Raw genomic sequence first — 12063 nt, 5'->3', positions numbered from 1 at the left:
GGACCGTCGTATCACGAGCCATCGCGGGACGCACGGTGAGAACGATTCGAGAAATGCCCGAAAAAGAGGATTTTCGGTATCCGGGACGAGGTGCCGTGGAAGGAAGTCCGACGGGATTCGAACGGAATTCGATGATCGGCGATATGGAGCTCACATTGCCGAGGTCACCAGTGCCTCACCACTGCCGGTACGCCCGAAGACCCGCAGTGCGGGTTCCCCGGACGGCCGCTCGGTGGATACCTCCAACTCGCTGTCCGCACTACCCGTCGAGGAGGTGAGGTCGACCTCCGCGTGGACGCCCTTGCGCACACCGATGCGCAAGCCACCGGAGCCGGTGATGAGTTCCACCTGCCCCGCCACGGCTTCGGCGACGGTCGTGCTCCCGCTGCCGGAACGCACCAGTACGTCGGCATGGACGGTGCCGATCCACACGCCGCCACTGCCGGTGACCACAGAGGACGGCGCATCCAACGAGGCGATCTCCACGTCGCCGCTGCCGCTGCGTGCCTCCACTCCGGACGGCATCGCACCGAGACGGAGCTGGCCCGAACCGGTTCGGACCGTGGCGTGCCCTGCCGTTCGATCCGTCGACACGGAACCGGAACCGGTCTGGATGCGCATCCTCGAGGCCGTGCCGGTGACCGAAACCGCACCGGCTCCCGTGCGGACACCCACCTGCGAGTCCGCGGGGGCCTGCACCGTGATCGACAGTGGCACGGTCCGCAGCGGCACGGTGCTGGGTGGATGCACGGCGAGCCGAGTGCCGGTCATGTCGATGCGAGTCTGGCGCACCGCCTCGGCACTGGGTTCGTCGAGCGACCGGTCCCTGCCGCGGCCGTTGTCACGGTCGCCGGTGCCCGGCTTGATCCCGCTCTCGCCGATCTGCTCGCTGACCCAGTTCAGCAGCCCGCTGAGCCCGCTGCGCCAGTCCGGATGGCCGGATGCGGGATCGTGCCGGACCTCCACGTGGACGCGGGAGGTCTCGATCAGTTCGATGTTGACCGGACCGATGCTGTTGCTCACGTCCAGCTCGATCGGTCCTCGGGGGTCGAAATCCTGTGTGCGCACCACGTCGTTCGGTGCGGAACCCATGTCGCCGGTCATTCGCGCATCGCCTCCTCGCTCGCGGGGCCCTGTCGAACTCGTCCGATCGGTTTCACCCCTGGACCCACCCGCGGATACGTCCGCCGGGACCCTCCGGTCCCCGGCCGCCGCCCCGGGGACCGCGATTCCCGGACATCCCCCAGGTGCGCTGCCGCTGTGTGGAGCCCTGTCGTGGCTGCTCCCACGGTCCGCGCGAGCGGTTGCCGTGCAGGGCGCCCTGTACGGCCTGCGCCACCCAGGTGTTCAGGGACACGCCCTGGGAGGAGGCGGCGTGTTCGGCCTGACCCTTGATCTCGTCGAGCAGTCGGAGCGTGATCCTGCTGATGTCACCGCCGTCGCCGGACGGTGGTGGAGGTGCTGGTTCCTCCTCGGAGTCCTCGGGTTCGGTGCCGGTGGGAGAACCGGTGACCACCACCCGGATGTCCCGTCCGTCCAGTCGCACGTCGACGACTTGGCCGTCCAGTTGGGTGGTGACTTCCGCGGCCAGGTCGGACAGCGCATTCATGAACGCCAGTCGGGTGGCGGGCTCGACGGCAGCGGACAGTGTGGCCGCTGCTTGCCGGGTCTGCTCGTCCCCGGCGGAGGCCGCGGCGGTGAGGTCCTCGCGAAGCTGGTTGATGTAGGGGCTCAGATCCATGACACCAATATGACGTCAAATGCGATGTCTGGCAACCACTCGGTGGTGTCACCCGCACGGTGCGGGTGGGGTCGGCCAATTTCTCGAGAAATTGACCAACCGGTGAGGTGGGCACTCTCCGGTCGCCGCGATGGTCCTGCAGGTCCGATCGGTACCCTGCGATGCGAAAGAGCAGGGAGTCGCCGCCGGTCGTGCACCGGCGTGAAGCAGGAAGGGGTTTCCCCGTGACCGAGATCGTGCCGCCGAAGGTGCAGCTGATCGGTAAGACCGAGTTCTTCCCACCGGAGGATGTGGACTGGTCGACCGATGCCGACGGCGGCCAGGCGCTGGCGGAGTTCGCCGGCCGGGCCTGCTACCAGTCCTGGAGCAAGCCGAACCCGGCGACTGCGACCAATGCCGGATACCTGAGCCACATCATGGAGGTGGGCCACCTGTCGGTGCTCGAGCACGGCTCGGTCACCTTCTACCTGACCGGCATGTCCCGGTCGCTGACACACGAGCTCATCCGGCACCGCCACTTCTCGTTCTCCCAGCTCTCGCAGCGCTATGTCCCGGAGAAGGACGCGGCGATGGTCGAGCCGGATGTGATCGCCGAGGACCCGGAGCTACACGAGAAATTCGTGGCGGCGACCGAGGCCAGCATCGAGGCCTACACGCAGCTTCAGCAGGCTCTGCAGGAGAAGTTCGCCGAGGAGCCGAAGGCGACGTTGCGACGGAAGCAGGCACGGCAGGCAGCGCGTGCCGTGCTGCCGAATGCCACCGAGACCCGGATCGTGGTCACCGGGAACTACCGCGCGTGGCGGCATTTCATCGCGATGCGCGCGAGCGAGCATGCCGACGTCGAGATCAGGTCTCTTGCCGTGGAGTGCCTGCGTCAGTTGCAGAAGGCGGCGTCGAACGTGTTCGGCGACTTCGAGATCACGACACTGCGAGACGGGAGCGAGGTCGCTTCGAGTCCGTTCGTGGCAGAGGGCTGATCGCGCGAGGGGTCGACTGCGGGAGAGGGCTGCCCGGCGGTCACAGTGCGGAGATAACAGCTCGGAATCGGTTCACCTCTTCTGGGCAACCTCACCGCTTTCCGCGGAGTCCTCAAGGCCGACAATGTCCCCTCGAACCAGGGTGCGGCTACGCGGTGAGCCGAAGCCCGGTTCGGGGAGTACGTCGTTCGCGGACCGTCCGCGCTCGGGTGGTCGAATGTGGTGGAGGACAACGCAGTGGTCGATCAAGTCGGTGTCGGCCGACAGGAACGGACGATCGGGGGCCGCTATGCGGTGACCGATGAGCTCGGACGCGGTGGGATGGGCATCGTGTGGCGGGCGTGGGATCAGGTGATCGGCCGTGCGGTGGCGATCAAGGAACTGCATCTGCCGGAGGGGGTCCCGCCACAGGAGCGCCAGGTTTACGAGGAACGGGTCCTGCGGGAGGCACGGACGGCCGGGCGACTCAACGATCCCGCCGTGGTCACGGTGTACGACGTGCTCGCGGAATCGGGCACGACCTACATCGTCATGGAGCTGGTCCACGCGGTCACCCTCAGTGAGCTGGTGGCGCAACGTGGTCCGTTGCCTGCGGACTACGTTGCCTCGATCGCGCGTCAGGTGGTCTCGGCACTGGAGAACGCGCATGCTGCCGGGATCGTGCACCGTGACATCAAGCCGGGCAACATCATGGTGGCCGAAGATCGGGTGAAGCTGACCGACTTCGGCATCGCGCAGACCCTGGACGATCCGAAGCTGACCACCAGCGGCACCATCGTCGGCTCTCCGGCGTTCATGGCTCCCGAACGGCTCCAGGGCGCCGATGCCACCGCCGCCAGTGACCTGTGGTCGCTCGGGGCGACACTGTTCTTCGCGCTGGAAGGATGGGTGCCTTTCGACCGGCAGACGACGGCGGCCACGTTGCACGCCGTCCTCAACGAGGTTCCGCGGTTGAGCGGAGCCCACGGTGCCCTGGGGTCGGTGGTCACCGGTTTGTTGATCGGTGACCCACGTGCCCGCCTGAGTACGGTGCAGTTGCGCGCTCTGCTCGACAGCACGGCAGCGGGCTCGCAGCAGACCGGATCGACCGGCCCCGCCACCGTCGTCCACGGCGGTCCCTCGACCCGGCCCGCGCCCGCCCGGCGAATCACGAAGCCCTGGTTCATCGCCACCGCGATGGTCGCGGCTGTCGTGCTGTTCGCGGGAGGTGTTCTCGTCGGGCGGTTCGCACTGGCCCCCTCGAAGCCGCAGGCAATGGCGCCGACTCTGACCTTCGGCGAGAGCGGGGACATCCGTTTCACCGGAATCGGCTCCGGGGACTGCGCCAACGGCACGCTCACTCCGGGAGCCCGAATCACCTCCGAGGACGGCGTGCCGTGCAGCGACCCGCACGATATCGAGGTCTACACCTACGGCACCTTTTTCGACAACAGCACCTCGGCTGTCTCCTATCCCGGCGACAAGGCGCTGAACCGATTCGCGGAGGGGCTGTGCGCCTCGTACTTCGCCTCCGACGAGATCGTCACCCCCGGTAAGCGGACCGTGTTGCGGTTTGCCGCGCTGGTTCCCGCACGGGGCGTGTGGGAGTTGCGCAACCAGGTACTGGCCGACGAGAACAGCGACAACGACGATCGGGGACACCGAACCGTCTACTGCGCCCTGTACAGCGCGAACGGGAGCCATCTGAGGAGCTCGGCGAAGGCCTCGTAGCGCTCGGAGGTGTGGTCCCCGGAGGTGTTCCCCGGAACTTCCGAGCACCGGCCCACTCCCGTGATCCACTGTTCGGCGCCATCGGCAAGATCCGGATAGGGTGACCCCATGAGTGTGGCCGGTGATGAACGCCAGCAGTTGTGTGATCTGTTCGATCAGCTCGGTCCGGAGGCGCCGACGCTGTGCCACGGGTGGTGGACTCGCGATCTCGCGGTCCACCTCGTCATGCGGGAACAGCGGCCGGACGCGCTGGCGGGGCGCCTGGTGAAGGCGCTGTCCGAACGCAGCGACCGGATTCAGGGCGAGCTGCGCGAGCAGCCGTGGCCGGAACTGGTCAACCGGGTGCGCCGGGGAGCTCCCAAGTGGAACCCGCTCAGCATGGGTGCGGTGGATGAGGCCGTCAACAGTGCCGAGTTCTACGTCCACCACGAGGATGTGCGGCGTGCGCAGCCCGGATGGCAGGCGCGACCCTCCGACCCGGCGCGTGAAGAGGCGCTGTGGAAGGCGCTGTCACGGTCGGCCAAGGTCTTCTACGGGCGCAGCCCGGTAGGGGTGACCCTGCGGCGACCCGACGGCCACGAGATCGCAGCCAAGAGCGGCCCACGTACGGTGCGTGTGGTGGGTGAGCCCAGTGAGTTGATCCTGCATGCGTTCAGCCGCCGGGAGAATCGGGCCACGGTCGAGGGCAACGAGGCCGACGTGCTGGCGATGGAGGATCTCCGCCGCACCATGTGATGTCGACGATCACACCCCTCGGCCGCTGAAAAACTCTTGCGTGCAACGGTGGCGGCGACGGAAGAACAGCCGAGGCAAAACTTCTGCCGCGGGAGGTTTCCGTGTGCCGTTTCGGCGGCGTCGATTCCGGTTGTCCAAGACCGGTGCGGGCGCGCTGAGCAGTGGGCTTACCAGGTAGCGTCGTGGACTATGACCGTCTGTCCCACTGCCACCGAAGGCCGTCCGTTCGGCCGAGTCCTGACCGCCATGGTGACCCCGTTCGACGCGGACGGGAAACTGGATCTGGACCTGGCCCAGGATCTGGCCGCCTACCTGGTCGACACCGTCGGCAATGACGGGTTGGTCGTCAACGGCACGACAGGGGAGAGCCCCACGACCAGCGACGACGAGAAGGAGCAGTTGCTGCGCGCGGTCGTCGAAGCGGTCGGGGACCGCGCGACCGTGGTCGCGGGCGCGGGCACGAACAACACCGCGCACTCGGTGGAGCTCGCGCGCGGCGCCGAGAAAGCGGGCGCGCACGGGCTGCTGGTGGTTACGCCGTACTACTCCAAGCCCCCGCAGGAGGGCCTGTACACGCACTTCACCACGGTGGCCGACGCGACCGAGTTGCCGGTGATGCTCTACGACATCCCGCCGCGCACGGTCGTGCCGATCCAGACCGAGACACTCAAGCGCCTCGCCGAGCACCCGCGGATCAAGGCGGTCAAGGATTCCAAGCACGACCTGCTGGCGGGCAGTGACGTGCTGGCCAATTCCGATCTTGCCTACTACAGCGGGGAGGATCCGCTGAACCTGCCGTGGCTGTCGGTCGGTGCCGTGGGCTTCGTCAGCGTGGTGGGGCATGTGGTCGGTGATCGGCTCCGGCAGATGCTCGATGCCTACGAGTCCGGGGATGTCGCCGGTGCTCAGGAGATCCACCATGGCCTCCTGCCGGTCTACCGCTCGATGAACTTCGTGGGTGGGGTGATCTTCTCCAAGACCGCGATGCGATTGTGTGGCTACGAAACGGGGCAGCCCCGGCTGCCGTTGCCCGCAGCCACGGACGAGCAGGTGCGCATCATCACCAGTGACCTGTGGGATGCTGGGCTCGTCCTGGTCAATCCCGATGCAGCCGAGGTGACATCGCGTTGAGCGCTCGCGCCACGTCGACCGAGAACCATCCCGTGACTCCGACTTCCGCGACACCCCCACCGCCCCTGGCGGAGGGGGCGCTGCGTGTGGTCGCGCTCGGCGGTATCGGAGAGGTCGGCCGCAACATGGCCGTGTTCGAATATGCCGGCCGATTGCTGATCGTCGACTGTGGCGTGCTGTTCCCGGAGGACGACGCGCCCGGGGTGGATCTGATCCTGCCCGATTTCGCAGCGATCGAGAACCGCCTCGACGAGGTCGAGGCGATCGTGGTCACCCATGGGCACGAGGACCACATCGGTGCCGTGCCGTTCCTGCTGCGGCTGCGCCCGGACATCCCGGTGGTGGGCTCGAAGTTCACCCTGGCGCTGCTGGCCGCGAAGTGCAAGGAACACCGCCTGAACCCCACGCTCATCGAGGTGGCCGAGGGGCAGCGCAGCGACCACGGCGTGTTCGACCTGGAGTTCTTCGCGGTCAATCATTCGATCCCGGACGCGCTGGCCGTTGCCATCCGCACTCCGGCCGGTGCGGTCCTGCACACCGGGGACATCAAGCTCGACCAGCTTCCCCTCGACGGGAGGCTGACCGACCTGGCCGGGTTTTCGCGGCTCGGCGATGAAGGGGTCGACCTGTTCCTGGTCGACTCGACCAATGCCGAGGTTCCGGGAGTGGTCACCCCGGAACGCGAGATCGGTCCGGTGCTGGACTCGGTGGTCGGTGAGGCGACACAGCGACTGATCGTGGCGTGTTTCGCCAGCCACGTCCACCGCGTGCAGCAGGTCCTCGACGTCGCCGCCAAGCGTGGCCGCCAGGTGTGCTTCGTCGGCCGCTCGATGGTGCGCAACATGGGCATCGCGGCCGAGCAGGGCATCCTGCGGGTGCCGGACGGGCTGCTGGTGGATCTCGACGACGCCCTGGCGATGCCCCCGGAGATGGTGCTGTTCGTCTCGACCGGTTCCCAGGGGGAGCCGCTGTCGGCGCTGTCGCGGATGGCGCGCGGGGAGCACAAGCAGATCAAGATCCAGTCCGGGGACACCGTCGTGCTGGCCAGCTCGCTGATTCCCGGCAACGAGACCGCCGTGTTCGGGGTCGTCAACGGTCTGGTGCGCCTGGGTGCCGAGGTGGTGCACCAGGGCGGGGCGAAGGTGCACGTGTCCGGGCACGCCTCGGCCGGTGAACTGCTGTACCTGTACAACGCGGTCCGGCCGAGCAATGTCATGCCCGTGCACGGCGAGTGGCGGCATCTGCGCGCGAACGCGGACCTGGCCACGCTGACGGGGGTGCCGCCGGATCGGGTGGTGATCGCCGAGGACGGGGTCGTGGTGGATCTCGTGGATGGCATCGCCAGCATCGCCGGGCGTTACGAGATCGGCCACGTGTATGTCGACGGCCTGTCGGTCGGCGACGTCGGCGAGTCGACCCTGTCGGATCGGTTGGTCCTCGGTGAAGGTGGGTTCATTTCGATCACGGTGGCGGTGGATGCCACCACCGGCAGGGCGATATCGCCTCCGACGATCTCCGGGCGCGGGTTCTCCGATGATCCGAAGGCGCTCGACGAGGTGGTGCCGCTGGTGGAGATGGAGCTCTCGCGTACCGAGACGGAGGGCATCGTCGATACTCACCGGATCGCCCAGGCTGTGCGCCGCACGGTCGGCAAGTGGGTGGCCGATACCTATCGCAGGCGCCCGATGATCGTGCCGAACGTTCTTCCGGTCGATTCGTGAGATTTTCGCTTTTTCGGTCCGTGCGTTTTCATCGGGAATGACTCGGCCCGAAAAAGGTGACTTTCATTCGGAGATGGTGCTCGGTACTCCTGCTGTCCTGTGCGATCTGCTGTTCTCTTTGGTGTGACAGAACGAGCAGGATCACCGGCAGGATGCCACGGTGAATCCACCGGTCGGCAATGCGGGTTCCCGGGGTATGGGGAGTGAGTCCGTGTCGGCCCGGTGTATCCGGATTCATCAGGAATGGAGTATTTGATGCGTACATCTGCTCGTTTGGTCGGGGTCGCTGCCGTGGCTGCAGGCATGATGGCCATGGGCGCGCCCGCCTTCGCCAGCGCCCCGCCTTCCTTCGAGGACATTTACAGCCAGGTCGCCGAGAACGAGGGCGGCGAGGGCGGCGACGGCGGCATCGGCGTGAACGCCTGCGGCCTCATCCCGATCGCGCTGCTCGGCAGCAACGAGGTGGCGTGCTCGGCCGCCAACGGTGGCGACGGCGGCGATGCCGACTCGGACCAGAAGCAGGGTGAGTGACCTTGTCCTGATAGGGACGGGCAAACGCCCACGGCCCTGACTCCGTGCTTCTACGGTGCGGAAATGTGCCGGTCTCCTCCGGGAGGTCGGCACATTTCTTGTGCGGGGCGACGATACTCCGGTTGCGCTGCGTAAATATGGTCGGCGCTCGGGTGGGTGCGCGTTTTCTTTGGTGTGACAGAGCGGGCGGGGCGCGGGCACCGGTGTCAGGGTGAAGTTCGCCGGTCGGCGATGCGGGTTCCCGGGGTATGGGGAGTGAATCCACGTCGGTTCGGTTTTGAGGACGGAATTCATCCAGATTGGAGTCTCCAGTGCGTACATCTGCTCGTTTGGTCGGGGTCGCTGCCGTGGCTGCAGGCATGATGGCCATGGGCGCGCCCGCCTTCGCCAGTGTTCCCTCCTTCGAGGACATTCACAGCCAGGTTGATTCAGGTGAGGGCGGTGACGGCGGCATCGGTGTGAACGTGTGCGGTGTCCTCCCGATCGCGGTTCTCGGTGAGAACGAGGTGGCGTGCTCGGCCGGTAACGGTGGCGGCAGTGGTAACGGCGACTCGGACGGGCAGGAGCGCGACTGACATGCCCGCAGTGGATCGTGCACGACTTCCACGGTCCTGAAAGTGTTTCTGCGCTCATGAGTGTGCCGGTCCTCTTCGAGGGGGTCGGCACACTCATGTGTGCTTTGTGTCAATGATGTTATTACTCTGTGTAAATATGGTCAGCGCTCGGGTGAGTGTGCGTTTTCTTTGGTGTGACAGAGCGGGCGGGGCGCGGGCACCGGTGTCAGGGTGAAGTTCGCCGGTCGGCGATATGGGTTCCCGGGGTATGGGGAGTGAATCCACGTCGGTTCGGTTTTGAGGACGGAATTCATCCAGATTGGAGCCTTTCAGTGCGTACATCTGCTCGCTTGGTCGGAGTCGCTGCCGTGACCGCAGGCATGATGGCCATGGGCGCGCCCGCCTTCGCCAGTGTTCCCTCCTTCGAGGACATTCGTAGCCAGGTTGCCGAGAACGAGGGCGGTGACGGCGGTGACGGCGGCATCGGCGTGAACCTGTGCGGCCTCGTTCCGATCTCGGTTCTCGGCGAGAACAAGGTGGCGTGCTCGGCCGGTAACGGTGGCGACGGCGGCGACGCCGACTCGGACCAGAAGCAGGTCGAAGACAACGGCAACGGTTACGGCAAGGACAAGCACTACCAGGACTACGAGAACAACAAGGGCAAGAACGGTGACAATGGCAAGGGACACGCCCTGGGTGGCCTGGGTGGCCTGCTGGGCTGATACCGCTGCTTCCTGAGAAGCGCGTGTGCCGGTCTCCTTCGGGAGGCCGGCACACATCTGTGCGGACACAACCGGCGGAATGTCCTTCTTCGTCGCTCTTTGGAGTGATTGGGCGAGCCGGTGAGCAGGGTGGGTGCCACCGTGGGAGAGCCGGTCGACGAGGGCGCCGAGGATGTTCGCGAGTTGGCGTCTCGTCCGATCGATGGAATCGAATTCACACGAGAGAGGGGTCTTTCGGTGCGTACTTCCGTTCGACTTATCGGGGCTGCGGCCGCCACCGCCGGACTGATGGCGTTGGGTTCGCCCGCCTTCGCCTCCGGCCATGGCGACTACGGCCACAATGGCGGTTACTACGACGACGGCAACGACGGCATCAACATCCTCAACGACAACAACGTCAGCGTGGCGCCGATCCAGGCCTGTGGGAACAACGTGGCCGTACTCGGCATCGCGGCGCCCATCGCCTCACCGCAGTACACCCAGTGCGTCAACGCTCCCGTCGTCGACGCCGACTGAGATTCTTCCGCTCGTTTCGCACAGCAGTGTGCCGGTCTCCTCCGGGGAGACCGGCACACCTGTGTTGGCTGACCGGAAGCTCCCAGCCGGTCGAAACCGGGCGTGGGTCAGAACGTGCCGTGGTAGTAGACGGTGTTCTCGGCGAAGACGTTAGGGGCCACCGAGACCTGCAGCTCGGCGGATTCGGTACCGACCTTGAACGCCCGGGTGATGGTCAGTTCGCCGCCCGCCGGAATCGCCGCATCGGCGAAGGTATCGTCACCCAGAATCGTCTCGGCGGGTCTACCACCGTGTGTGGCGGTGATGTCCCAGCTTATCGGGTTGATCTCATCGCCGGTGTTGTTGGTGATCGTGATGTCCACGGCGGCGCCACGTTCGTTCTCGCCGAGGATGAGCGGATTGGTTTCCGTGTACTTGGTGGGTGCGGAGATCACGACCGCCTCACCACCGGGCCATTCGTGCTTCTCGCCGAAAGCGAGCTTCGTCGGCGCGTTCGTGGCCTGCTTGTCGACCTGGGTGGGCGGAATCGACTGATTTATTTCCTGCTCGATGCGGTTCAGTTCACTCTCGGCTTCGTTGGCGGCGCTGTTGATGGCGGCACCGGTGAGAGCGGTCCAGAGAATGCAGGTCACCAGCCCGATCGCGGCCAGTACGGTGCCTGCGATCGACAGTCCCTTGTTGGTGGCCGCTCCCTTCCGGGCACGCAGAATGCCGAGGATGCCGAAGATGAGCCCGAGGATCGACAGTGGCCAGGCGATCATCCCGATGATGGGCATCAGCGAAAAGAGGGCGGCAAGGAGCCCGAGGACGAAACCGGCGGTGCCGAGCCCGTTGCGCGGCTGAACGGCTTGTCCGGGCGGAGGGGGTGGGGGGATGCTCATCGAATGTCCTTCATCGTGGAGATGCGTTCGTAGCGCCACGGACTTCGCTGTTTTTCGTGGCGTGGCAGGACGTGCTCCTGTGTCGTGCGGGGACGGCTCTATGTCCGGTAATGCTGGGGGCCTGTTGTGCTTGGGCCGGGGGTTCGTGATCTCCCCGCGTCGACTGCTCCGGATCGCCGAGCCGAGCGAGGGGGCTGAGCAGGCATACTGCCGCCGGTAACGTGGGGTTGATTCCCGTAAGCGCGAGCGCTACAACGGGCTCACCTCGACGCACCGGATTCGCCGCTGCGGTGGGTGCCACCGGGACGGCTCGAAAGCTGCTGCTGACGACATCACCGGAACAGTGTCCACCTGGTATGTCACAGGAGCGATACGTTCCGACGCTGCGCCGGTCACGAGTGGGCAAGGATTCGATGACGGAGGCAACGGGGACGCCCGGCACGTCGGCACCGGTCGATCCGCGCGTGGCCGCACTCGCCCGCAACTCACCGAACTTCGGCCTGCTCGTCGAGCACGACCTGCTGCTGGCCTCGCTGGGGGCGGGTGCCGAGTCCTATGTGTTCACCGATCCGTCCTCGGCGGCCGAGCGCCACGAGTTCGACCGGCTCCACACGGACCTGGATGCGCACCGCGCCAAACTGATCGAGACCCGCACGGAACTCGCCGATGCGCACGACTCGCTGGAACGCGAGCAACGTGGCCGCCAGGAGGTCGAGCAACAGCTCGCGCAGGCGAGCGCGGAGCAGCAACCGCTGGCGCGAGATCGCCGAGCAGCACCGCATCGTCGCCGTTCTCGAGGACTACCTATCGCGGTCGGAGGTTGCTGCTGGAGAAGTAACTCGTG

Annotated in this window: 13 protein-coding genes; 9 read left to right on the top strand and 4 right to left on the bottom strand. The window is 66.3% G+C overall.

The window, feature by feature from the left end; genetic code table 11:
- Positions 1–150: 150 nt before the first annotated feature.
- Positions 151–1104: a DUF4097 family beta strand repeat-containing protein gene (locus JOF55_RS03950; protein ID WP_310269714.1), complete on the bottom strand. Its 954-nt coding sequence runs from the start codon at positions 1102–1104 to the stop codon at positions 151–153.
- A 52-nt stretch (positions 1105–1156) separates the two neighbouring features.
- Positions 1157–1741: a toxin-antitoxin system HicB family antitoxin gene (locus tag JOF55_RS03945; RefSeq protein ID WP_310269711.1), complete on the bottom strand. Its 585-nt coding sequence runs from the start codon at positions 1739–1741 to the stop codon at positions 1157–1159.
- A gap of 224 nt (positions 1742–1965) precedes the next feature.
- Between JOF55_RS03945 and thyX the strand changes: the two genes are divergently transcribed.
- The 9 genes from thyX (at position 1966) to JOF55_RS03900 (ending at position 10338) form a co-directional block, all read left to right on the top strand.
- Positions 1966–2718 (top strand): FAD-dependent thymidylate synthase, encoded by a 753-nt coding sequence (gene thyX / locus JOF55_RS03940; protein ID WP_310269708.1) that lies wholly within the window; start codon positions 1966–1968, stop codon positions 2716–2718.
- Positions 2719–2937: 219 nt separating this feature from the next.
- Positions 2938–4428 carry a serine/threonine-protein kinase gene (locus tag JOF55_RS03935; protein WP_310269702.1) on the top strand — a complete coding sequence of 497 codons (1491 nt, stop codon included), beginning with the start codon at positions 2938–2940 and terminating at the stop codon, positions 4426–4428.
- Positions 4429–4536: 108 nt separating this feature from the next.
- Positions 4537–5163: a TIGR03085 family metal-binding protein gene (locus tag JOF55_RS03930; RefSeq protein WP_310269699.1), complete on the top strand. Its 627-nt coding sequence runs from the start codon at positions 4537–4539 to the stop codon at positions 5161–5163.
- 189 nt (positions 5164–5352) lie between these two features.
- Positions 5353–6294, top strand: a complete 942-nt coding sequence (gene dapA, locus JOF55_RS03925) for a 4-hydroxy-tetrahydrodipicolinate synthase (RefSeq protein WP_310269696.1) — start codon at positions 5353–5355, stop codon at positions 6292–6294.
- Positions 6291–8015, top strand: coding sequence for a ribonuclease J (locus tag JOF55_RS03920; RefSeq protein ID WP_310269693.1), 1725 nt, complete (start codon positions 6291–6293; stop codon positions 8013–8015). The genes dapA and JOF55_RS03920 overlap by 4 nt, the downstream gene beginning before the upstream one ends.
- A gap of 255 nt (positions 8016–8270) precedes the next feature.
- Positions 8271–8546 (top strand): hypothetical protein, encoded by a 276-nt coding sequence (locus JOF55_RS03915; RefSeq protein ID WP_310269690.1) that lies wholly within the window; start codon positions 8271–8273, stop codon positions 8544–8546.
- Positions 8547–8857: 311 nt separating this feature from the next.
- Positions 8858–9121 (top strand): hypothetical protein, encoded by a 264-nt coding sequence (locus JOF55_RS03910; protein WP_310269687.1) that lies wholly within the window; start codon positions 8858–8860, stop codon positions 9119–9121.
- 311 nt (positions 9122–9432) lie between these two features.
- Positions 9433–9822: a hypothetical protein gene (locus JOF55_RS03905; RefSeq protein ID WP_310269684.1), complete on the top strand. Its 390-nt coding sequence runs from the start codon at positions 9433–9435 to the stop codon at positions 9820–9822.
- A gap of 237 nt (positions 9823–10059) precedes the next feature.
- Positions 10060–10338: a cousin-of-CoaP protein gene (locus JOF55_RS03900; protein WP_310269681.1), complete on the top strand. Its 279-nt coding sequence runs from the start codon at positions 10060–10062 to the stop codon at positions 10336–10338.
- Between the two features lie 107 nt (positions 10339–10445).
- On the opposite strand, the gene JOF55_RS03895 is transcribed toward JOF55_RS03900, so the two are convergent.
- Both JOF55_RS03895 and JOF55_RS03890 read right to left on the bottom strand, forming a co-directional pair.
- Entirely contained in the window at positions 10446–11219 is a 774-nt protein-coding gene (locus tag JOF55_RS03895; RefSeq protein ID WP_310269679.1) for a DUF4190 domain-containing protein, read from the bottom strand.
- Positions 11220–11704: 485 nt separating this feature from the next.
- Positions 11705–12001: a hypothetical protein gene (locus tag JOF55_RS03890; RefSeq protein WP_310269677.1), complete on the bottom strand. Its 297-nt coding sequence runs from the start codon at positions 11999–12001 to the stop codon at positions 11705–11707.
- Between the last annotated feature and the right edge of the window lie 62 nt (positions 12002–12063).

Origin of the sequence: Haloactinomyces albus (genome assembly GCF_031458135.1) — a bacterium.
GTDB lineage: Bacteria > Actinomycetota > Actinomycetes > Mycobacteriales > Pseudonocardiaceae > Haloactinomyces > Haloactinomyces albus.
This window is presented reverse-complemented; position numbering and strand designations above follow the sequence as displayed.